The sequence below is a fragment of the Halomonas sp. B23F22_10 genome (assembly GCF_043496975.1).
GTDB lineage: Bacteria > Pseudomonadota > Gammaproteobacteria > Pseudomonadales > Halomonadaceae > Halomonas > Halomonas smyrnensis.
Genome location: NZ_JBIEKF010000005.1, coordinates 253,456 through 275,345 on the forward strand (window position 1 = coordinate 253,456; position 21,890 = coordinate 275,345).

22 protein-coding genes are annotated in these 21,890 nt (G+C 70.3%); 12 read left to right on the forward strand and 10 right to left on the reverse strand.

Going from position 1 to position 21,890, the window contains the following annotated elements:
* The first annotated feature begins 179 nt into the window (after positions 1–179).
* The 8 genes from ACGTNF_RS13400 to ruvX all read left to right on the forward strand — a co-directional run bounded on the left by ACGTNF_RS13400 (position 180) and on the right by ruvX (position 6,056).
* Positions 180–602, forward strand: a complete 423-nt coding sequence (locus ACGTNF_RS13400) for a rhodanese-like domain-containing protein (protein ID WP_016854141.1) — start codon at positions 180–182, stop codon at positions 600–602.
* Positions 603–644: 42 nt separating this feature from the next.
* On the forward strand, positions 645–1,166 hold the full coding sequence (gene secB, locus ACGTNF_RS13405) for a protein-export chaperone SecB (RefSeq protein ID WP_016854140.1): 522 nt from the start codon (positions 645–647) through the stop codon (positions 1,164–1,166).
* A 113-nt stretch (positions 1,167–1,279) separates the two neighbouring features.
* A complete protein-coding gene (locus tag ACGTNF_RS13410) occupies positions 1,280–2,011 on the forward strand; it encodes a 16S rRNA (uracil(1498)-N(3))-methyltransferase (RefSeq protein WP_394602103.1) in 732 nt (243 codons plus the stop codon).
* Positions 2,012–2,101: 90 nt separating this feature from the next.
* Positions 2,102–2,824, forward strand: a complete 723-nt coding sequence (locus ACGTNF_RS13415) for a CvfB family protein (RefSeq protein WP_394602104.1) — start codon at positions 2,102–2,104, stop codon at positions 2,822–2,824.
* Positions 2,825–2,908: 84 nt separating this feature from the next.
* Positions 2,909–3,877, forward strand: a complete 969-nt coding sequence (gshB, locus tag ACGTNF_RS13420; protein WP_016854137.1) for a glutathione synthase — start codon at positions 2,909–2,911, stop codon at positions 3,875–3,877.
* Between the two features lie 16 nt (positions 3,878–3,893).
* On the forward strand, positions 3,894–4,817 hold the full coding sequence (locus ACGTNF_RS13425; RefSeq protein WP_394602105.1) for a TonB family protein: 924 nt from the start codon (positions 3,894–3,896) through the stop codon (positions 4,815–4,817).
* 72 nt (positions 4,818–4,889) lie between these two features.
* Positions 4,890–5,450, forward strand: coding sequence for a YqgE/AlgH family protein (locus tag ACGTNF_RS13430; protein ID WP_016854134.1), 561 nt, complete (start codon positions 4,890–4,892; stop codon positions 5,448–5,450).
* Positions 5,451–5,609: 159 nt separating this feature from the next.
* Positions 5,610–6,056 (forward strand): Holliday junction resolvase RuvX, encoded by a 447-nt coding sequence (gene ruvX / locus ACGTNF_RS13435; RefSeq protein WP_394602106.1) that lies wholly within the window; start codon positions 5,610–5,612, stop codon positions 6,054–6,056.
* A 91-nt stretch (positions 6,057–6,147) separates the two neighbouring features.
* Here the strand turns inward: ruvX and pyrB are convergent, their stop codons facing one another.
* Entirely contained in the window at positions 6,148–7,176 is a 1,029-nt protein-coding gene (pyrB, locus tag ACGTNF_RS13440; RefSeq protein WP_016854132.1) for an aspartate carbamoyltransferase, read from the reverse strand.
* A 60-nt stretch (positions 7,177–7,236) separates the two neighbouring features.
* On the reverse strand, positions 7,237–9,003 hold the full coding sequence (locus ACGTNF_RS13445; RefSeq protein WP_394602107.1) for a SulP family inorganic anion transporter: 1,767 nt from the start codon (positions 9,001–9,003) through the stop codon (positions 7,237–7,239).
* Between the two features lie 261 nt (positions 9,004–9,264).
* On the opposite strand from ACGTNF_RS13445, the gene ACGTNF_RS13450 reads away from it, so the two are divergent.
* Positions 9,265–10,110 (forward strand): LysR family transcriptional regulator, encoded by an 846-nt coding sequence (locus tag ACGTNF_RS13450; protein ID WP_394602108.1) that lies wholly within the window; start codon positions 9,265–9,267, stop codon positions 10,108–10,110.
* 91 nt (positions 10,111–10,201) lie between these two features.
* On the opposite strand, the gene maiA is transcribed toward ACGTNF_RS13450, so the two are convergent.
* The 3 genes from maiA to hmgA form a co-directional block, all read right to left on the reverse strand.
* Positions 10,202–10,846, reverse strand: coding sequence for a maleylacetoacetate isomerase (maiA, locus tag ACGTNF_RS13455; RefSeq protein WP_394602109.1), 645 nt, complete (start codon positions 10,844–10,846; stop codon positions 10,202–10,204).
* An 11-nt stretch (positions 10,847–10,857) separates the two neighbouring features.
* Positions 10,858–11,877: a fumarylacetoacetate hydrolase family protein gene (locus ACGTNF_RS13460; protein ID WP_394602110.1), complete on the reverse strand. Its 1,020-nt coding sequence runs from the start codon at positions 11,875–11,877 to the stop codon at positions 10,858–10,860.
* 87 nt (positions 11,878–11,964) lie between these two features.
* On the reverse strand, positions 11,965–13,272 hold the full coding sequence (hmgA, locus tag ACGTNF_RS13465; protein WP_394602111.1) for a homogentisate 1,2-dioxygenase: 1,308 nt from the start codon (positions 13,270–13,272) through the stop codon (positions 11,965–11,967).
* Between the two features lie 124 nt (positions 13,273–13,396).
* Between hmgA and ACGTNF_RS13470 the strand changes: the two genes are divergently transcribed.
* On the forward strand, positions 13,397–13,861 hold the full coding sequence (locus ACGTNF_RS13470) for a MarR family winged helix-turn-helix transcriptional regulator (protein WP_394602112.1): 465 nt from the start codon (positions 13,397–13,399) through the stop codon (positions 13,859–13,861).
* Positions 13,862–13,925: 64 nt separating this feature from the next.
* On the opposite strand, the gene ACGTNF_RS13475 is transcribed toward ACGTNF_RS13470, so the two are convergent.
* The 5 genes from ACGTNF_RS13475 to serA all read right to left on the reverse strand — a co-directional run bounded on the left by ACGTNF_RS13475 (position 13,926) and on the right by serA (position 20,399).
* Entirely contained in the window at positions 13,926–14,762 is an 837-nt protein-coding gene (locus ACGTNF_RS13475; protein ID WP_394602113.1) for an IclR family transcriptional regulator, read from the reverse strand.
* A gap of 194 nt (positions 14,763–14,956) precedes the next feature.
* A complete protein-coding gene (locus tag ACGTNF_RS13480; RefSeq protein ID WP_394602114.1) occupies positions 14,957–16,312 on the reverse strand; it encodes a uracil-xanthine permease family protein in 1,356 nt (451 codons plus the stop codon).
* Between the two features lie 74 nt (positions 16,313–16,386).
* Positions 16,387–17,736, reverse strand: coding sequence for an 8-oxoguanine deaminase (locus ACGTNF_RS13485; protein WP_394602115.1), 1,350 nt, complete (start codon positions 17,734–17,736; stop codon positions 16,387–16,389).
* Between the two features lie 279 nt (positions 17,737–18,015).
* Complete coding sequence (gene trhO, locus ACGTNF_RS13490) at positions 18,016–18,996, reverse strand: oxygen-dependent tRNA uridine(34) hydroxylase TrhO (RefSeq protein WP_394602116.1); 981 nt, start codon at positions 18,994–18,996, stop codon at positions 18,016–18,018.
* Positions 18,997–19,148: 152 nt separating this feature from the next.
* Positions 19,149–20,399, reverse strand: coding sequence for a phosphoglycerate dehydrogenase (gene serA / locus ACGTNF_RS13495; protein WP_394602117.1), 1,251 nt, complete (start codon positions 20,397–20,399; stop codon positions 19,149–19,151).
* A 296-nt stretch (positions 20,400–20,695) separates the two neighbouring features.
* On the opposite strand from serA, the gene ACGTNF_RS13500 reads away from it, so the two are divergent.
* Positions 20,696–20,998, forward strand: coding sequence for an exodeoxyribonuclease VII small subunit (locus ACGTNF_RS13500; protein ID WP_394602118.1), 303 nt, complete (start codon positions 20,696–20,698; stop codon positions 20,996–20,998).
* Entirely contained in the window at positions 20,985–21,872 is an 888-nt protein-coding gene (ispA, locus tag ACGTNF_RS13505) for a (2E,6E)-farnesyl diphosphate synthase (RefSeq protein ID WP_394602119.1), read from the forward strand. The genes ACGTNF_RS13500 and ispA overlap by 14 nt, the downstream gene beginning before the upstream one ends.
* The last annotated feature ends 18 nt before the right edge of the window (positions 21,873–21,890 follow it).

Below are 21,890 nucleotides of genomic sequence, written 5' to 3' on the forward strand. Positions count from 1 at the left end.
CCTGGCCCTGTGGCCTCGGGCGGGGTCGCGACTTGCCTCTGCTTGCGGCATCATATCGCACGGTCCCGCCGGGCGTCATATCGCACGCCCCCGGTGGTCCCACGGCTTCATGTATACTGGCGCCGCCGGCCCGGCCGGTTTTCGTTCACCGCGTACCCGAAGAAGAGTCTTTCCGAATCATGATCGATCAGCTGTTCGAATTCGTGCAGAACCACCCGCTACTGGTCGCCGCCTTCGCGCTGGTGCTGGTCGCCTGGATCGCCTACGAGATCCGCAGCGGCGGGGCCAACGGCGTGACCACCAGCGAGGCCACTCAGCTGGTCAATCGCGAGGACGCCGTGGTGCTCGACATCCGCGACAAAAACGACTTCAAGGCGGGCCATATCGCCGGCGCCCGCAACATCCCGCAGAGCGGCCTCGACGGTCGCCTGGGCGAGCTCGAGAAGTACAAGAGCAAGCCGATCATCGTGGCCTGCAAGCATGGCCAGACCGCCGGCGTGGCGATGGCCAAGCTGACCAAGGCCGGCTTCGAGCGCGTCTACAAGCTCAAGGGCGGCATGACCCAGTGGCAGACCGACGGCCTGCCGCTGGTCAAGAAGTGATCGCGCCCTCCTAACATTCCAACGACCAAAGGATTGCTTTCCATGGCGGAAGACAACAACCCGAACGGCGGCGCCAACGGCGAGGCAGCCGGCCAGCAGGACAAGCCCCAGGTGCAGTTCGCCCTGCAGCGTATCTACGTCAAGGACATCTCCTTCGAGGCGCCGAACTCCCCGGCGGTGTTCCAGCAGCCGTTCAAGCCGAAGGTCGGCCTGGACCTGAACACCACCCACCAGAAGGTCGGCGAGGACCTCTACGAGGTGGTGATCAAGGTCACCGCCCAGGTCACCCACAGCGAGGAAGGCACCACCTCCTTCCTGGCCGAGATCGAGCAGGCCGGCCTGTTCCGCATCGGCGGCATCGAGGGTTCCCAGCTCGAGCACACCCTGGGCGCCTTCTGCCCGAACATGCTGTTCCCCTACGCGCGTGAGTGCATCGACAACCTGGTCAACCGTGGCGGCTTCCCGCCGCTGATGCTCTCGCCGGTCAACTTCGAGGCGATCTACGCCCAGAAGAAGCAGCGCGAGGCCCAGCAGCAGCAGCAAGGCGAGCAGGCCACGCAGTAAGCGGCCGTCGCCGGCAGCATCGCGCCGGGGCAGAGCGGCGCGAGGGCATCTCCCTCGCGCAGGCCTGCTCCGGCGCTTATCGTTTCGACCGTCCTCAGGAGAGTGTCTTCCCCATGGCGATCAAGGCCCCCCGTATCCATGTCGATGCCGCGCTGGCCGTCGGCGCCGACGTCGTCCTGCCGGAAGGTCCGGCCCGCCACGTGGCCCGGGTGCTGCGCCTCGGCGAGGGCGCCCCCCTGAGGCTGTTCGACGGCCACGGCAGCGAGGCCGAGGCGGTGCTGGTCGAGGCCGGACGCAAGCGCGTGGTGGCCCGCGTCGAGGCGCTCCATGAGGGTCGCGGCGAGTCGCCGCTGGCGGTGCACCTGGGCCAGGCGATCTCCAAGGGCGATCGCATGGACTACGCCATCCAGAAGGCCGTGGAGCTGGGCGTGGCCGAGATCACCCCGCTCTACACCGAGCACGGCGACGTGCGCCTCAAGGGCGAACGCGAGGTCAAGAAGCTCGCCCACTGGCAGGCCGTGGCCGCCAGCGCCTGCGAGCAGTGCGGCCGTGCCACCGTGCCGCCGGTGCATGCGCCGGTCGCGCTCGCCGAGTGGCTGGCCGGGCGCGACGAGGCGCTGCGCCTGGTGCTGCATCCCGGCACCCCGGGCGCGCTGGACCGCGAGGACGCCATCGCCAGCGCGGCGCTGCTGATCGGCCCCGAGGGCGGCCTCTCGGACGCCGAGATCGACGCCGCCACCGCCGCCGACTTCGCCGCCCTGACCCTGGGGCCACGCATCCTGCGCACCGAGACCGCCCCGGTGGTCGCCCTGACGCTGCTGCAGAATCGCTTCGGCGACGTCTGAGCCCCGTTCGCTCCGCCCTCGCGCCCGGCGCCTTTTCCCGTCGTCGGGCCGCGCCCATAATGACGGCACACTCGCAGTGGAATCCCGATCATGTCCGACTCCCGCCGATCCGCCCCCCAGGCGGCCCATTCCCGCCGTGAGCCCATGCGCCGCACCCGCGAGCCGCGAGCCAGCGTCGGCGAAGTTGCCTACCTGCCGGTGGTGATGCTCAACGAGACCGGCGCCTTCCTCGACTGGGGCCACTCGCGGGACCTGCTGCTGCCCTTCGGCGAGCAGCGTTTCCGCCCCACGGTGGGGCGCCGGGTGCTGGTGATGATCCGCGAGGACGACCGCGGCCGGCCCTTCGCCACCCAGCGCCTCGACCGCCACCTCGACGACCATGCCGAAGGCCTGGCCGCCGGCAGCGCCGTGGCGCTGGTGATCGCCGACCAGACCGATCTCGGCTACAAGGCGGTGGTCGACGGCCGCTTCTGGGGCCTGCTCTATCACGACGACGTGACCCGGCCGCTGCGCCGCGGTCAGCGCCTGGAGGGCCACGTGAAGCGGGTCCGCGAGGACGGCCGCCTGGATCTGTCGCTGCTGCCGCCGGGCCCGGCGCGGCTCGACGTGGTCGGCGAGGCGGTGCTCAAGGCGCTGCGCGAGAGCGGCGGCTATCTGCCGCTGTCCGACGCCAGCCCCGCCGGCGAGATCAAGGCCCGGCTCGGGGTCAGCAAGAACGCCTTCAAGCAGGCCATCGGCCGGCTCTACAAGCAGCGCCGCATCACCATCGAGAGCGGCGGCATCCGCTTCGCGCCCGGGGGGGAGCAGGACTGAGCGCCTTGGAGTCCATGGCGGCCCTGCGGCATACTGCTCGCCATCATTCCCCGCCGGGATCGCCCGGCGCAGACGAGTAGACCGATGAGCCAACGCCCCCTCAAGGTCGGCGTGGTGATGGATCCCATCGCCGACCTCAGCTTCAAGAAGGACACCAGCCTGGCCATGCTGTGGGCCGCCCAGGACCGCGGCTGGTCGCTGCACTACATGGAGCAGGAGGACCTGTTCCTGCGCGACGGCCGGGCCCACGCCCGGATGTGCGACCTCGAGGTGTTCCGCGACGCCGAGCGCTGGTACACGCTGGGCGAGGCCGAGGCGCGCCCGCTGGCCGAGCTCGACGTGGTGCTGATGCGCAAGGACCCGCCGGTGGACGGCCACTTCCTCAACGCCGTGCACCTGCTGGGCTTCGCCGAGCGTGAGGGCGTGCTGGTGGTGAACCCCACCCGCGCGCTGCTGGAGTGCAACGAGAAGCTGTTCGCCCAGCAGTTCCCGCAGTGCTGCGCGCCGACCCTGGTGTCCTGCCGCGATGCCGAACTGCGCGCCTTCCACGCCGAGCACGGCGACGTCATCCTCAAGCCCCTCGACGGCATGGGCGGCAGCGGCATCTTCCACGTCCAGCCGGACGGCCGTAACCTGGGCGCGATCATCGAGACCCTCACCGAGGGCGGCCGGCGCCAGATCATGGCCCAGCGCTACCTGCCGGAGATCAAGAACGGCGACACCCGCATCCTGCTGGTCGACGGCGAGCCGGTCGAGTACGGGCTGGCGCGCATTCCCAGCGCCGGCGAGACCCGCGGCAACCTGGCCGCCGGCGGCCAGGGCGTCAGCCGCGAGCTGACCGACCGCGATCGCTGGCTGATCGGCCAGGTGCAGCCGATGATCCGCGAGAAGGGCCTGATGTTCGTCGGCCTCGACGTGATCGGCGACTACATCACCGAGATCAACGTCACGAGCCCGACCTGCGTGCGCGAGATCGACGACCAGCGCGGCACCGACATCGCCGGCCAGCTGATGGACGCCGTCGCCGACCGGCTCGCCGCGCGCCGGGGCTGACCCGGGAGACGCCGCCGTGGCCGCCCCCGTCAACGACCCGATCCGCTATGCGCCGGTGACGCGCGCCTACCGCTACTGGCTGGCCTGGGGCGTGTCGCTGCTGCTGCATCTGGCGGTCATCGGCGTGGTGGCCAGCCGCCAGTTCGCCCCGGCGCCGCCGGAGCGCACCAGCCTCGACGTGGTGCTGGTGACGCGCCCCGCCGAGGCGCCGGTGACGGCCGAGGCGCTGGCCGAGGCGGCCCAGCGCGCCGCCGGCGAGGCGGTGGAATCGCCGCCGGCGGCGTCACGCGCCACGCCCCGGGCCGAGTCGTCGGTGCCGCCGGCGGAGGTCGACCAGGCGGTAGACCCGGCCACGCCGGCGGAGCCCGAGGCCCAGGCATCTCCCGAACCCGAGGCGCGCCCGCTGCCGGAGGCGCCGGCCACCGCCGAGCGACCGCAGCAGACGGCCAGCCCCGAGCCGCGCGAGAGTGCGCCCCGCTCGGCCGAGGCCACGGCCCCCGCGGCCGCCAGCGTGCCCTCGACCTCGGGGCGCGACCTGCTCGCCCAGGCCACCGCCAGCATCCGCGAGCAGGGGCTGTCCGCCGACTATGCCGGCGACGCCTCGGGGGCGGCGCGGCCGGCGGCCCAGCGGGCCGCCGAGGCCCGCTACATCGACGACTGGACGCGCCGGGTCGAGGACTACGGCAACCGCGTCCACCCGGCGCCGCGCGAGCTCGCCGGCCAGCTGCGCATCCGCGTGGTGATCGGCCGCGACGGTCAGGTCAGGCGGGCGGAAGTGATACAATCCTCGGGACATCCCGAACTCGATCGGGCGGCCCTGGACACCGTCCACGGCGCCGCGCCGTACCGCCCCTTCGATGCGGGCATGGGCGAGCTGGACAGCCTGTCCATCAGCCGCATCTGGCGGTTCGGCGAAGGCAACGATTACGGCGCGCGCTAGCTACCCGACGGCGGTGCGCGCAGACAAACGGCAGGCGCGCCCGATGCGCGCTGCCTTCCGCTGGGGAGCTCCATGCAAAGCTTGAAAAACCACTTCCTGATGGCGATGCCGCACCTGGAAGATCCCAATTTCGCCGGCACCCTCAGCTACCTCTGCGACCACGACGACAAGGGCACCATGGGCGTGATCGTCAATCACCCCATGGAGGAGCTGACCCTCGAGGCGCTGTTCGAGCAGCTCGAGCTGGAATGCAGCGCCAGTCCGCACCTTAGCGCCCCCGTCTACTACGGCGGCCCGGTGCACAAGGACCGCGGCTTCATCCTCCACGAGGGTGACAGCCAGCAGTGGGACTCCAGCCTGCAGGTGACCGACGACATCGCCCTGACCACCTCCATGGACGTGCTCGAGGCGCTGGCCGCCGGCCGCGGCCCGGAGAAGTTCCTGGTCTGCCTGGGCTGCGCCGGCTGGGAGTCCGGTCAGCTCGAGCAGGAGCTGATGGACAACACCTGGCTGACCGTGGAGGGCCGCGCCGACGTGCTCTTCGAGGTGCCGCCGGAGCAGCGCCTGGGCGCCAGCGCCAACCTGCTGGGCATCGATCTGAACCTGATGACCCGCGAAGCGGGCCACAGCTGACATGAACGGAACGGCCTGCGCTCGCCCAGGCGGTGTTGCCCGGAGACTCGCGATGCTCATTGACCCCCGCGTCAACTCCGCTGACTCGCCTCCGGGCGCCTGGCCTGGCTGTCGCTCGGCGCGTTCGTCGGTCGGGTGCCGCCTCGAGGAGCCTTGCCGATGAGTGCCAGTGGCCAGCGCCTGATCCTGGGCTTCGACTTCGGCACCCGCCGCATCGGCGTGGCGGTGGGCAACGAGCTCACCGCCAGCGCCCGGGCGCTGGAGCCGCTGCCGGCGTGCGACGGCATCCCCGACTGGGACCGGATCGCGCGGCTGGTGGACGAGTGGCGGCCCGACCTGTTCGTGGTCGGCCTGCCGCTCAACATGGACGGCAGCGAGAGCGTGATGAGCACCCGCGCGCGCAAGTTCGGCAAGCGCCTCTACGGCCGCTATGGCGTGCCCTGCGAGATGGCCGACGAGCGCGGCTCGACCCGCGAGGCCAAGAGCATCGCCCGGGAAGCCGGCCACCGCGGCAACTACCGCGAGGACAGCGTCGACGGCCTGGCCGCGGTGCTGATCCTCGAGGCCTGGCTGGCGCGGGCAGAGGGGCTGCCGCCGCGGCCCTGATCCTCTTCGCTCCCGCTCTCCTGACGGCAACGGGCCGGCATTCGCCGGCCCGTTACCGTTTCTGGCTGTCTGTCTCGTTCCTTCTTGCCCGTCAGAACTGGGCGTCGTCCACGCCGACGGTCTTCGGCACGAACCAGGGCACGTCGCGCAGGTCCTTCTCAATCTGGTCCTCGACCTGGAGCAGGGTGGCGAAGATCGCCATGCGCACCGGGATGCCGTTGTCGGTCTGGCGGAAGATCGCCAGGCGCGGATCGCCGTTGAGGTCCACGTCCAGGTCGTTGGCGTCCGGGCGGCTGTCGCGGGGCAGCGGGTGCATGACGATGGCGTGGTCGTTGACGCGCTGGTCCATGAACGCCTTGTCCACCCTGTACTCCCGCGACAGGCTGAAGCCCTCGCTCATCTCGGCGGTGAAGCGCTCCTTCTGGATGCGCGTGGTGTAGACCACGTCGACGTCGGAGAAGTCGCTGGCCAGGCTCTCGCGGGTCTCGACCCGATGGCCGCGGGAGGCGACCAGCTCGATCAGGTGCTGCGGCATCTCCAGGCCCGGGGGCGAGACCAGGGTCAGGCGCATCGGGTCGTGGAGCGACAGCAGCTTGATCAGCGAGTGCACGGTACGGCCGAACTTCAGGTCGCCGGTCAGCAGGATGTGGGCGCCGGTCAGGGCCTTGCCGCGCCGCGCGAATTCCTTCTCGATGGTGTAGAGGTCGAGCAGCGCCTGGCTGGGGTGCTCGCCGGGGCCGTCGCCGCCGTTGATCACCGGCACGTGGGTGGCCTGGGCGAACTCGGCCACCGCGCCCTGTTCCGGGTGGCGCATCACGATGGCGTCGCAGTAGCCGCTCATCACCCGGCTGGTGTCGTAGAGCGACTCGCCCTTGGCCATGGAGGAGAAGGTGAAGCCGGTGGTGTCGCAGACGCTGCCGCCGAGCCGGCAGAAGGCGGTGTGGAAGCTGACGCGGGTGCGGGTGCTGGCCTCGAAGAACAGGTTGCCGAGCACCGCGCCCTCCAGCACCCGGGTGACCTTGCGGCGTTGGGCGATCGGCTCCATGCGCGCCGCCACGCGCATCAGGTGATCGACGTCATCTCGTGACAGGGAATCGACGGAGAGCAGGTGAGAACTCATGCGCGGGCCTCGGCTGGCGGTGGGGGTCGCGCGCTAGTGTACTCCGCGTGGCGCCTGGCTTCAGCCCTCCCGCGCCAGGATGTCCTCGTCCGGCGCGGGCATCTGGGCGCACTCGTCGAAGACGCGCAGGGTGCAGTGCCGGCATACCTCCGGGTCCAGCGTCGGCACGATGGCGTCGAGCGCCTCCGCGGACGATTCGAAGAAGCGCTCCTCGCCCAGCCGGGCCAGGTCGCCGCGTCGGCGCAGCTCGTCGAGCACGGTGCCCTTGAGCGAACTGATCATCAGGTCGCCGCCCTGGTCGCGCAGCCGCTCGGCCTCCTGCAGCAGCAGCTCGACGCCGGCGGTGTCGATGAAATTGATGCCCTTGCCGATCAGCAGCACCCGGGTGCCGGGCGCGGCGCTGAACACCCGCAGGCGACGCTGCACGTGGTCGGTGGCGCCGAAGAACAGCGAGCCGTCGATGCGCAGCATCTTCAGTTGCGGGCACTGGGTGAGCTCGTAGCGGTGGACGTTGCGGATATGGCGGCGCGGATGATCCTGACGCGGCGCCACCTCCATCACCGTCGGCCGCGAGGTGCGCTTGAGGTAGAGCACCAGCGACAGCAGCACGCCGATATAGATGGCGAACTCCAGCGCCACCAGCAGGGTGGCGGCGACGGTGGCTGCCAGCACCATCGCCTCGTGGCGGCTGGCGCGCACCAGCTGCACGATGTGCCGGGCGTCGATCAGGTTCCAGGCGATCAGCAGGATGCCGCCGGCCATGGCCGGCAGCGGCAGGTAGGCGGTGATGCCCGGGGCGAAGACCAGGATCAGCACCAGCAGCGCGGCGGCGAACACCGAGGCCAGCGGGGTGCGCGCACCGGCGTCGTAGTTGGCGCCGGAGCGGGTGAAGGAGCCGGAGCTGGCGTAGCAGGAGAAGAAGCCGCCGACGATGTTGGACAGCCCCTGGCCGATGAACTCCTGGTTGCCGTCGATCACCTGGCGCGAGCGCAGGGCGATGGCGCGGGCGATCGACACCGCCTCGATCAGCCCCAGCAGGGCGATGGCGAAGGCGCCGGAGGTCAGCACGCGCAGGCTGTCCGGCGACAGCTCGGGCAGCGTCAGCGGCGGCAGGGTGCCGGGCAGGGCGCCGACCAGCGCGACGCCGTGGGCCTCGCCGTCCAGCAGCCAGCAGGCCAGGCTGCCCGTGGCCAGGCCGAGCAGCAGGTGCGGGCTGCGGCGGTTGAGGCGCCGCGCGACTACCGAGGTGATCAGCGAGATCAGGGCGACGGCCAGCGCGTAGGGGTTGGTCTCCGGCAGCGCGCGGACGAGCCCGGCCAGTTCGACCAGGAAGCCCTGGCCGGCCACCTCGACGCCGAGCACGTGCTGCATCTGGCTGGTGGCGATCAGGATCGCCGCCCCGGTGGTGAAGCCGATCACCACCGTGTGCGAGATGAAGCTGACCAGGCTGCCCAGCCGCAAGAGCCCCATGGCCAGCTGGATCCCCCCGACCAGCAGGGTGACCGTGATCGCCGCGCCCAGGTACTCCGCCGGCGTCAGCGTGCCCAGGCCGCCGACCACGCTGGCCAGCACGATGGAGAGCGCCGCGGTGGGCCCCGAGATCATGTGCCAGGAGCTGCCGAACAGCGCGGCGACGGTGGCGGCGACGATGGCGGTATAGAGGCCGACTTCCGGCGGCAGGCCGGCGATGAAGGCATAGGCGACGCCCTGGGGCAGCACCAGGATGGCGCCGGTGAGCCCGGCCATCAGGTCGGCGGAGATCATCCTGCGATCGAGGTCCCGGCCCCAGCTCAGGAAAGGCAGGTAACGCGAGAGTCGGGACGCCATGGGGGAACCTCGAATGTCGGATGGATGGGAGGCGATAGCCTAGGCAATGCCCAAAAGTGCCTGCGCTCGGCTATACGGCGTTAAACGTCGGCTCGTGCGCGAGCCCGGTCAAAATGCTCATTTACCCCTCGTAAACTCCGCTTTCTCGCCAATGTTTGCCTTGTCTAGCCTTCGCTCGTCGACTTTGCGGGCATAGCCTATGGAAAAGTCGTTATCCTGAAAAACAAAATTTTTTGGGCTTCATGAACGGAAAAGCCGAAGGTGACCGCCCTGGATACTCAACTGCTGCAAACCTTCCTCGAGGTGAGCCGCCTGCGCAACTTCGGCCGCGCCGCCGAGAGCCTCAGCGTCTCGCCCTCCACGGTCAGCGCGCGCATCCGCCAGCTCGAGGAGCACATGGGCCTGGCGCTGTTCAGCCGCGGCCATCATCGCATCGGCCTGACTCCCGCCGGGGAGCGCATGGAGCGCCACGCGCGCTTCCTGCTCGACGCCTGGGAGCGGGCCTTTGAAGACACCGCGCTCAGCGAGCGCCACCAGCGGCGGCTAGTGGTGGCCGGCGTCGCCAGCCTGTGGGACATCTTCCTCCAAGCGTGGCTCACCGACATCTATCGCGCCTACCCGACGCTCGGCATCCGCGCCGAGGAGAGCACGCCGCTGCGGGTGGTGGAGAAGCTCGAGCAGAACATGATCGACGTCGGCTTCCTCTACGATACCCCGCGTATTCGCGAGGTGGGTGTGGAGGAGGTGGCGACCATTCCGCTGGTGATGGTGTCGAGCCGCCCCGGCCAGTGCGCCGAGCAGGCGGTGGGCGACGGCTACATCCGGGTCGAGTGGGGCACCGCCTTCGCCAGCGTCCACGACGGCCACTTCCCCCAGCGGCTGCTGGCGCGGGGCCGGGTCAACAGCGGGCGCATCGCCCTGAACCTGTTGCTGGAGTGCGGCGGCGCCGCCTACCTGCCGCGGGACATCGTGGCGCCTCACTGCCGGGAGGAGCGGCTGTTCATGGTCGAGGACGCGCCGCCGATCGAACTCAGGGCCTACGTGGCCTATCGCCTCCACGGCGAGCATCGCGAGCTGATCCGGGAGCTGCTCGGCAAGCTCAAGTGAGTGAGCGTTCGCATCGAAAAGAAGGGCGCCGTTGGCGCCCTTCTTCATCGGGGGAATATGAGATGGGATGTGGGGAGCTGCTGCCGAACGCTCAGCGCGCGTCCGGCTGCTCGCCCGGGGCCGACCGCCGGAAGGCGTCCAGGGCGCGGGCGTTGTCGGCGATGCGCCGGATGCGCGGGTAGGCCGAGAGATCGCAGTCGAAGCGCTCGGCGTTGAATACCTGGGGCACCAGGCAGACATCGGCCAGGGTCGGGGCGTCGCCGTGGCAGAACTGGCCGCTGCCGGCCTCGCGGCTGAGCATGGTTTCCAGCGCGGTGAAGCCCTCGTGGACCCAGTGGCGATACCAGCCAAGCTTTGCCGCCTCGTTGACGCCGAGCTCGCCGGTCAGGTACCTGAGCACTCGCAGGTTGTTCGGCGGGTGCATCTCGCAGGCCACCAGCTGAGCCAGGGCGCGCACCCGGGCGCGCTCGGCGGGGGCCTCGGGCAGCAGCGCCGGCTCGGGGTGGACCTCCTCCAGGTACTCGCAGATGGCCAGCGACTGGGTCAGCCGCAGGCCGTCGTCGGTGACCAGCGTCGGCACCAGCCCCTGGGGATTGTCGGCCAGATAGGCCTCGCCGCGCTGCTCGCCGGCCACCAGGTCGATCGGGGCCTGGTCGTAGGCCAGGCCCTTGAGGTTCAGCGCGATGCGCACCCGGTAGGCGGCGGACGAGCGGAAATAGCCGTAGAGCGTGGTCATGGCCTGCCTCCTCACTGCGCCTCGTACTTCACGACCCGCTGGTCGATGGCGCCGAAGATGCTCTTGCCCTCGCGGTCGAACATCTCGATGCGCACCCGGTCGCCGAAGCGCATGAAGGGGGTGCGGCTCTCGCCGTGGAGGATCTTCTCGACCATGCGCACCTCGGCCAGGCAGCTGTAGCCCACGCCGCCGTCGGCGACCGGCTTGCCGGGGCCGCCGTCGGCGTCGGGATTGGACACGGTGCCCGAGCCGACCACGGCGCCGGCGCCCAGGTGGCGGGTGCGGGCGGCGTGGGCGACGAGCTCGGGGAAGCCGAAGATCATGTCCGGGCCGGCCTCGGGCTCGCCGAACTTCTCGCCGTTCAGGTGCACGGTCAGCGGCAGGTGGACGCGGCCTTCCTGCCAAGCGTCGCCCAGCTCGTCCGGGGTCACGCAGATCGGCGAGAAGCTGGAGGCCGGCTTGGCCTGGAAGAAGCCGAAGCCCTTGGCCAGCTCGCCGGGGATCAGGCCGCGCAGGCTGACATCGTTGACCAGCATGATCAGCTTGATGTGGCCGGCGGCCTGCTCCGGCGTCACCGCCATGGGCACGTCGTCGGTGATCACGGCGAGCTCGCCCTCGAAGTCGATGCCGTGGTCCTCGCTGACCGCCTCGATGTCCTCGGTGGGCGCCAGGAAGCTGTCGCCGCCGCCCTGGTACATCAGCGGGTCGGTCCAGAAGGTCTCGGGCATCTCGGCGTCGCGGGCGCGGCGCACCAGCTGCACGTGGTTGAGGTAGGCGGAGCCGTCGGCCCAGTGGTAGGTGCGCGGCAGCGGCGAGTGCAGGGCGGCGACGTCGAGGTCGAAGGCGCCCTCGGCGCGACCGGCGTTGAGCGCCGCGTAGCGCTCCTCGAGGCGCGGGGCGAGCTCGTCCCAGCGCTCGATCGCCTGCTGCAGGGTGGCGGCGATGTCGGTGGCGCGCACGGCGCGGGTCAGATCACGGGAGACGACGATCAGTTCGCCGTCGCGGCCGACGTTCAGGGTGGCGAGTTTCATGGGGCGTTCCTGTTGGTATGTCAGAGGATTCGGGGCGTCCGGTTTCCAGAGCGTCTTGTCCCCGGCGCTCATCTTCTTCGGTAGCGGTTATCGCCGATTCGGGTCGAAGTGCGAGGCCAGCCCCTGCCACACGTCGACGTAGTCGCGCTGGCGGAAGTCCGCCTCCAGCGCCGTCTCGGTGGGCTGGAAGACGTAGCGGCTCTCGAACATGAAGGCCAGGGTGTCGCCCTGATATCGTGGCTCGAGCTCGGCCTGGGTGGCCTTGTCGAAGGTCTCTGCGTCCGGGCCGTGGGGCGACATGGCGTTGTGCAGGCTGGCGCCGCCGGGCGAAAAGCCCTCCGCCTTGGCGTCGTATTCGCCGTGGATCAGGCCCATGAACTCGCTCATCAGGTTGCGATGGAAGTAGGGCGGGCGGAAGGTGTCCTCGGCCACCATCCAGCGCGGCGGGAAGATCACGAAGTCGAGGTTGGCGGTGCCGGCGGTGTCCGACGGCGAGGTCAGCACGGTGAAGATCGACGGGTCGGGATGGTCGAAGCTCACCGTGTTGACGGTGTTGAAGTTGGCCAGGTCGTACTTGTAGGGCGCGTAGTTGCCGTGCCAGGCCACCACGTCCAGCGGCGAGTGGTCGAGCCGGGTGCGCCACAAGCGCCCGGAGAACTTGGCCACCAGCTCGATGTCGCCCTCGACCTCTTCATAGGCGGCCACCGGGGTCAGGAAGTCGCGCGGGTTGGCCAGGCCGTTGGCGCCGATCGGCCCCAAGCCCGGCAGCTCGAAGGGGCTGCCGTAGTTCTCGCAGACGTAGCCGCGGGCCTGCTCGCAATCGCTGGCCAGGCGCACCTGGAACTTGACCCCACGCGGGATCACCGCGATCTCGCCGTTGCCGATCTCGAGCTCGCCGAACTCGGTGCGCAGCCGCAGGGCGCCGAGCTGGGGCACGATCAGCAGCTCGCCGTCGGCGTCATAGAAGAAGCGTTCGGTCATGTCGCGGTTGCAGGCGTAGAGATGCACGCCGCAGCCGGTCTGGGTGGCGGCATCGCCGTTGACGGCGACGGTCAGCAGGCCGTCGAGGAAGTCGGTGGGCGCCTCGGGCAGCGGCAGCGGGTCCCAGCGCATCTGATTGGGGTCGGCGGCGGGGCGCGCCGGCGGCGCGGTGGCCACGCGGCCGGCATCGAGCGGCTCGTAGGCGCTCTGTGCCACCGAGGGGCGGATGCGATACAACCAGCTGCGCAGGTTGTGGGAGCGCGGCGCGGTGAAGGCCGAGCCGGAGAGCTGTTCGGCGTAGAGGCCGTAGGGGCAGCGCTGGGGCGAGTTCTGGCCCTCGGGCAGCGCGCCCGGCAGCGCCTCGCTGGCGAAGTGGTTGCGAAAGCCCGGCTGATGGTCGAGCGATGTTGTCATTGTGGCGCCCTCGCGGGATATGGTTTCAAATGAAACTATAGGGGCAGGCTAGCCTCCATTGGTTTCATATGCAACCATCTCACGACCTTGGTAGTACGCCCGACACCGCCCCGACGAGATGCCCATGACGCCCGATGATGCCCCCGTCGAACGCTTCGACCTCGACCAGTTCCTGCCCTACCGCCTCAACCACCTGGCCGACCGCATCAGCCAGGCGCTGGCGCGCCTCTACGAGACCCGCCACGACCTGACCGTGGCCCAGTGGCGGGTGCTGGCCTGGCTGCATCATCGCGAGGAGCTGACCGCCAAGCAGATTCGCGAGGCCACGCGCATGGACAAGGCGCGGGTCTCGCGGGCGGTGCAGGGGCTGGAGGCGCGGGAGCTGATCCGCCGGCGGCCCTCGCCGGAGGATCAGCGCCGCCACGAGCTCAGGCTCACCGCGGCGGGCGAGGCGCTGCTGGCGGCGCTGATTCCCGAGGCCCGGGCCTTGGAGGCGGCGCTGGTGGCGCCGCTGTCGATCGAGGAATATCGCCAGCTGTTCGAGCTGATGAGCCGGCTCGAGAGCCAGCTGACGAAGCTGGAGGCGTAGGCGATGCCTGAAAAGTGGCTGCGCTCGCTGCCTTTTCAAACACCGCCTGGGGGAAGCGGTCGAATCAGGCCGGCAGTTCGTCGGCGGCGGGAATGCGGCCGCCCAGCCGGGCGGTGATCTCCTCGGCGGCCTCGCGGATCTGCTCGCCGAGCTCGGGCAGGCGAGCCTCGGGAATCCGCGCCTTGGGGCCGGAGACCGAGATGGCGGCCAGCGGGATGCCCTGCTCGTCGTGGATGCAGGCGGCCACGCACTGCAGGCCGATGGCGTGCTCCTCGCGATCGCAGGCGTAGCCCTGGCGGCGGATCTCGGCCAGGCTCTCGCGCAGCGTCACCGGGTCGTGGAGGGTGTTGACGGTCACCCGCGCCAGGCCGCGCTCGTCGAGCACCCGCTCCAGCTCGTCGTCGGGCAGCCAGGCCATCAGCGCCTTGCCCACGCCGGAGGCGTGCAGCGGCGCCCGGGAGCCCAGGCGGGTGATCATGCGCATCATCTGCGGCGATTCGCTCTGGGCCAGGAACACCGCGGTGCTGCCGTCGCGCACGCCGAGGTTGGCGGTCTCGCCGGTCTGGGCGGTCAGCCGGCGCAGGAAGGGCCGGCTGGCGGCGACGAAGTCGCGGGCCTCGAGGAAGCTGTTGCCGATGCGGAAGGTCTTGACGTCGATCTTCCACAGCCCGAGCTCGTTGTCCTGGGTGATGTAGCCCTGGCTCTGCAGGGCCTGGAGCAGCCGGTGGGTGGTGGAGGGGGCGAGTTCGGCCTGCTCGGCGATCTCGGACAGCGCCAGGCCGCCGGGATTGCCCGCCAGGCGCTCCAGCAGGTTGAGTCCGCGCACCAGGGACTGGCTATGGCCGCCGCTGCCCTTGCCGCTCGCCGGGCGTCCCGCCGTTCTGCGCTTGCCTTCACTCACTGCCTGATCTCCTGCTGCGACTGGTCGAGTAGTCGTTCAGCATACCGCGTCGGGCAGGAACTGTCTTGCCAGCGGAAATGGTTTCCAACTTGCCGGCCGGCGCGCAGGGGGCCAACGAGACGGCCGCCTCGGGCGAGGCGGCCGGGAGGGGACCTTCGGGCTGGCCGGAGCGGGATCCCCGGGCGCGTCGCGTGTCAGACGTCGTTGCGGAACACGCGGTCGCGGCCGGGCAGCACCAGGTTGAGCACGATGGCGCACAGCGCGCCGGGAATCAGCCCGGACTCGATGATCGCCTGGACGTTGTCGGCGAGGCCGGCGTAGAGGCCCTCCTGGGCCGGCAGGCCGATGGCCGCCGACAGCGAGACGCCGATGATCACCATGTTGCGGCGGTTGAAGTCGATGTGGGAGAGCATCTTGATGCCGGCGCTGGCGATCATGCCGAACATGATCAGCACGGCGCCGCCGAGCACGGCGTTGGGGATGCTCGAGATCAGCCCGCCGAGCTTGGGCAGCAGCCCCGCCAGCACCAGGAAGCCGCCGCCGATGGCCACCACGAAGCGGCTGACCACCCCGGTCAGCGCCACCATGCCGACGTTCTGGCTGAAGCTGATCTGCGGGAAGGCGTTGAAGACGGCGGCGAACACGCTGGCCAGGCCATCGGCCATCACCCCGCCGGAGAGCTCCCTGGCCGTGGGCTCGCGGTCGAGGCCACCGGCGGTGGTGCCGACGATGTCGCCGATCGACTCGGCGCAGGTCACCACCGCCAGCAGCACCACCGGCAGGATGGCGGCCAGGTGGAATTCCAGGCCGATGGTCAGCGGCATGGGCAGCGAGACCCAGTCCGCCGCGGCGATCGGGCCGACGTCCACCAGGCCGAAGGCGGTGGCCGCCGCATAGCCCGCGACCAGGCCGATCAGCGGCGCGGCCTCGGACCAGATGCCGCGGCCGAACTGGTGCAGGCCGAGGGTGACCAGCAGCACCAGCGCCGCCAGCAGCAGGTTGTGCAGGGCGCCGAAGTCCTCGGCGCCGAAGCCGCCGCCGACGTAGGCGAAGCCCACCGGCATCAGCAGGGTGCCGAGCATGATCACGAAGGTGCCGGTGACCACCGGCGGGAACAGGAAGCGGAACCAGGGCAAAAAGAGCCCCACCAGCGCCATGGCGATGCCGCCGCACAGCGCCGCGCCGAGCGCCGCCGGCAGGCCCATGCCCACGGCGATGGGAATCAGCACCGGCACGAAGCCGAAGCTGGTGCCCATGACGATCGGCAGCCGGGCGCCGATCGGCCCCAGCCCCAGCGACTGCACCAGGGTCGCGATGCCGGCGACGAACATCGCCGCCTGGATCATGAAGGCGGTCTGGTCCTCGGGCAGGTCGGCGGCGCCGGCGATGATGATCGGCACGGTGACGTTGCCGACGAACATCGCCAGCACGTGCTGCAGCCCCAGGGGGATCGCCCGGTGCAGGGGCGGCATGGCGTTGACGTCGTGGGTGCTGCGCACCCGTGGCGTCGCCGCCTCGCCGGCGGTCTCGGTGGTCTCGGGGGTCGACATGGTGGTGGCTCCTGTTGTCGTTGTTGAAGCGGAAACCCTGTGATGTGTGCTGTCGCTTTACGGTTTGCCGTTCGCTACGCCCTCAGCGCCCGGGCCGCGCGGTCGTGGCGGGCCAGCAGCTCGTCGAGGTCGACGCCCAGCGGTCGGCCCTCGGCCACCCGCCACCGGCCGGCGACCATCACCCGGTCGGCGCGATGGGCGCCGCACAGCAGCAGCGCGGCGACGGGATTCTCGGCGCCGGAGAAGCGGGCCTCGTCGAGGCGGAACAGCGCCAGGTCGGCCTGCTGGCCGGGTACCAGGCCGCCGATGTCGTCGCGGCCCAGGCAGCCGGCCGAGCCGCGGGTCGCCCAGCGGATCACGTCGTCGTGGCTGACCTCGCTCGGTGAGTAGCGCAGCCGGCCGAGCAGCAGCGCCTGGCGCATCTCCTCGGCGAGGTTGGAGTGGTCGTTGGAGGCCGAGCCGTCCACCGCCAGGCCCACCGGGCAGCCGGCGGCCTCCAGCTCCAGGGTGCGGCACAGCCCCGAGCCCAGCACCATGTTCGACGACGGGCAGTGGGCGATGCCGGTGCCGGCGGCGCCGAGCCGGGCGATCTCGCCGTCGTCGAAGTGGATGCCGTGGGCCAGCCAGGTGCGCGACGAGAGCCAGCCGGTGGCCTCCAGGTAGTCCAGCGGGCGCATGCCGAACAGCCGCTCGCAGTAGGCGGTCTCGTCCTCGGTCTCGGCCAGGTGGGTGTGCAGGCGCACGTCCCTGGCCTCGGCCAGCCGCGCGCTCTCCTGCATCAGCTCGCGGCTCACCGAGAACGGCGAGCAGGGCGCCAGGGCGATGGTGGTCATGGCGCCGTCGCCGCGCTGGTGATAGGCGTCGATCAGCCGCGCGCTCTCGTCGAGGATGGTGCGCTCGTCCTGCACCACCGACTGCGGCGGCAGGCCGCCGTCGTCGCGGCCCACGCTCATCGAGCCGCGGGTCAGGGCGGCGCGCACGCCGAGCCGGCGGGCGGCCGCCACCTGGACGTCGATGGCGTGTTCAAGCGCGCCGGAGAACACGTAGTGGTGGTCGGCCACGGTGGTGCAGCCGCTCATCAGGAGCTCGACCATGGCCAGCTCGCTGGCGACGGCCAGCTGCTCCTCGGTGAGGTGGGCCCAGACGTCGTAGAGCGTCGTCAGCCAGGGGAACAGTGCCTTGTTCAGCGCCGGCGAATAGGCGCGGGTCAGGGTCTGATAGAAGTGGTGGTGAGTGTTCACCAACCCGGGCAGCAGCACGTGCCGAGAGGCGTCGAAGGCGGCATCGATCGGCGTGGCGGGCGTGGCGCCCGCCGGCACGGCCTCGACGATGCGTTCATCGCGGATCACCACCCCGCCGGCGGCGGCGGGATCGCTGCAGGCGCGGGGGTGGCGGATCCACAGGGTCTGGGCATTGGCGGTCATGTTGTCCTCCCGAGGGTGCGGTGGACAACAAAGGGTTACCCAAGCCTCGTCGAGTCTCGGCGCGGGGCCTTGGTTCAGGTGCCTTTGTTGTGTTGTGTACGGCGTCTGTGTCGCAGACCAAGACAGTATTGTGTACAACATGGCACGCTGTCGAGCCCGGCTCGCGACGAAAGTCTTAGAAAGTCTAACGGAGCCTGGCGTTTTCGGCCGGGCAAAAAAACCGCCGCGTCGAGGACGCGGCGGTGGCGAGGGCGGCGACGCCGGGGGCGCCATGCCGCCTCAGTCGGTCTCGTCGGCGGTCGGCCGGGGCGCCGGCTTCATCTGCCGCGGATCGCGGCCCAGCGGATGCGGCTCGCCGCGCGCTTTCGCCAGGCGGATCTGCTTCTGGCGTTCGCGGGCGGCGGCGCGGGTCTTCTCCGGCAGCGAGTCGAAGCAGTGCGGGCAGCTGACGCCGGGCTCGTAGGTCTCGGAGCGCTGGTCCTCGGCGGAGATCGGCATGCGGCAGGCGTGGCACTGGTCGTACTCGCCCTCGCTGAGGTCGTGGCGCACGGTCACGCGGTTGTCGAACACGAAGCAGTCGCCGCGCCACATCGATTGGTCCTCGGGCACCTTCTCCAGGTAGTTGAGGATGCCGCCCTTGAGGTGGAAGACCTCCTCGAAGCCCTCGCCCAGCATGAAGCTGGAGGCCTTCTCGCAGCGGATGCCGCCGGTGCAGAACATCGCCACCTTCTTGTGGCGGCTGGGGTCGTAGTGCGCCTTCACGTACTCGGGGAACTCGCGGAACGACTTGGTCTGCGGGTCGACGGCGCCCTCGAAGGAGCCGATGGCGACCTCGTAGTCGTTGCGGGTGTCGATCACCAGCACCTCGGGATCGTTGATCACCGCGTTCCACTGCTCGGGATCGACGTAGGTGCCGACGGTGTCGTTGGGGTCGACGCCGTCCACGCCCATGGTCACGATCTCGCGCTTGAGCTTGACCTTGGTGCGATAGAAGGGGTGCTCGTCGCAGTAGGATTCCTTGTGATCGACGTCGGCCAGGCGCGGGTCGCGGGCCAGCCAGGCCAGCAGGGCGTCGATGCCCTCGCGGGTGCCGGACACGGTGCCGTTGATGCCTTCGCGGGCCAGCAGCAGGGTGCCCTTCACGTCGTGCTCGAGCATGGCCTGGCGCAGGGGCTCGCGCAGGTCTTCGAAGTCGTCGAGGGTGACGAACTTGTACAGGGCGGCAACGACGATGCCCCCCGTGGTCTGAGGTGTGGTCATGGTGATCTCCTGGTTGTCGTCCTCGCAAAGGACGGACCGGGTTGGGGTGGCGGCATTCTACCGCTCCGCCGATGCGGGCGCATCCCGGGCCCGAACGCGACGACCCCGGCGCGTGGCCGGGGTCGTCAGCGGGGCGAGGGGCGTTCGGGCGATCAACCCTCGAAGCTGGTCTCGGAGTAGAGCACCCGCACGCGCTTGGTGTGGGTGACCTGGCTCAGCGCTTCCAGTGCCTTCTGGCCGTAGTCCTTGTTGACGTCGATGACCACGTAGCCGATGCGCTCGTTGGTCTGCAGGAACTGGCCGAGGATGTTGATATCGTTCTCGGACAGCACCCGGTTGATCTCGGACATCACGCCCGGCACGTTGTCGTGGATGTGCAGCAGGCGATGCTTGCCCGGGTGCGACGGCAGCGCCACCTCGGGGAAGTTGACCGAGGTGATGGTGGTGCCGTTGTCGGAGTAGGTCACCAGCTTCTCGGCGACCTCGATGCCGATGTTCTCCTGGGCTTCCAGGGTGGAGCCGCCGATGTGCGGGGTGAGGATGACGTTGGGCAGGCCGCGCAGCGGGCTGACGAACTCCTCGTTGTTGCCCTTGGGCTCGACCGGGAAGACGTCCACGGCGGCGCCGTTGAGGCGGCCGGCCTCGAGCGCCTCGGCCAGGGCCTCGATCACCACCACGCTGCCGCGTGAGGCGTTGATCAGGATGCTGCCCGGCTTCATCAGCGCGATCTGTTCCTCGCCGATCATCCAGCGGGTGGAGGGCAGGTCCGGCACGTGCAGGCTGACGATGTCGGCGCGGGCCAGCAGCTCCTCGAGGCTGCCCACCTGGCGGGCGTTGCCCATGCCGAGCTTGGTCACCACGTCGTAGTAGATGACGTCGAAGCCGAGCGATTCGGCCAGCACCGAGAGCTGGGCGCCGATGCTGCCGTAGCCGACGATGCCAAGCACCTTGCCGCGGGCCTCGTGGGAATTCTTGGCCGACTTCAGCCAGCCGCCCTCGTGGGCACGGGCGCTCTTCTCGGGGATGCCGCGCAGCAGCATGATCGATTCGGCCAGCACCAGCTCGGCCACCGAGCGGGTGTTGGAGTAGGGGGCGTTGAAGACCGGGATGCCGCGCACCAGGGCCGCGTCCAGGTCGACCTGGTTGGTGCCGATGCAGAAGCAGCCCACGGCCACCAGCTTCTCGGCGGCGCTGAACACGCGCTCGTTGAGCTGGGTACGGGAGCGGAGGCCGATGAAGTGGACGTCGCGAATCTTCTCGATCAGCGTTTCCTCGTCCAGCGAGGTCGGCAGGTGCTCGATGTTGGTGTACCCGGCATTGAGGAAGTGGTCCACCGCGCTCTGGTGGATGCCCTCGAGCAGCAGAATCTTGATCTTGCTCTTGTCCAGGGACGTCTTGGCCATGGTCGAATCAACCCTTCTACGGTGCGCGCCGCATGCCGCTCAGGCCGGTGCTGGCGCCCTTCGCCAGGGCGGAAGCCTGAACCGCTGTCGGCTCGAAATGAGGTGGCTAATGCTACCACAGCGCGGAAATCCCGGGATGAAAATGCTGCGTCGCCGACTTGAGCCGCATGCATGATAAGGCCCGCCCGGCGTGCCGTGCGGGGGCCGTCCGCCCCGGCACGCCCGGGGCAGACGACCCCCGGGGGGGAGCGTGTATACTGTCGCCCTCATGGTGGGAGCGACTGACGAGGAAAGCCATGGCGGAACAGCAAAGCCGGCCCCGGGGCGAGGCAGACAGCCCCTCCGAAGGCGAGGCCGCACCGGCGGACTTCGCCGCGACCGTCGAGCGCCTGGAGGCGCTGGTGGAGCGGCTGGAGTCCGGCGAACTGACCCTCGAGGGCTCGCTGGAAGCCTTCGAGAAGGGCGTGCGCCTGACCCGCGACGCCCAGCGCCGCCTCGACGAGGCCGAACTCAAGGTGCGCACCCTGACCGAAGGCGAGGGCGGCGGCATCGATCTGCAGCCCTACGCCCCGCCCGCGGAGGACGATGGTGAACGCTGACACCCTAGTGGCGCGACTGGCCGCCGATCGCGCACGGGCCGATGCCCGCCTGGAGACGCTCTTCGCCCGCCGGGAGGTGGCCGATGCCCGCCTCGAGGCGGCGATGCGCCACGGCGTGCTGGTCGGTGGCAAGCGGCTGCGGCCGGTGCTGGTCTACGCCGCCGGCCGCGCCCTGGGTGCCGCCGATGCCGAGCTGGACGCCCCGGCCGCGGCCCTGGAGCTGATCCACGCCTACTCGCTGGTCCACGACGACCTGCCGGCGATGGACGACGACGACCTGCGCCGCGGCCAGCCCACGGTGCATCGCGCCTATGACGAGGCCACGGCGATCCTCGCCGGCGACGCCCTCCAGGCGCTGGCCTTCGAGGTGCTGGCCGAGACCGCCCATCCGCGGCTGCCGGCGATGATCGCCACCCTGGCCCACGCCGCCGGCCGCGACGGCATGGTTGCCGGACAGGCGCTGGACCTGGCCGCGGTGGGCGGCCACCCTGACGTCACCGCGCTGGCCACCATGCATCGCCACAAGACCGGCGCGCTGATCCGCGCCGCGGTGCGCCTGGGGGGCCTGGTCGCGGTGGCCGACGACGACCCCCGGCTGGAGGCCCTGGCGTGCTACGCCGAGGCCATCGGCCTGGCCTTCCAGGTCCATGACGACGTGCTCGACGTCACCGGCGACACCGAGACGCTGGGCAAGGCCTCCGGCGCCGACGCCGCCCGCGCCAAGCCCACCTATCCGAGCCTGCTGGGGCTCGAGGGTGCGAGGGCCCGGGCCGACGAGCTGGTCGAGGAAGCCGTGGCGTCGCTGGCGCCGCTGGGCGAGGCCGCCGCGCCCCTGGCCGAACTGGCCCGATACATGATCGAGCGTGACCACTGAGGCGGCCCGCGGCCGCCC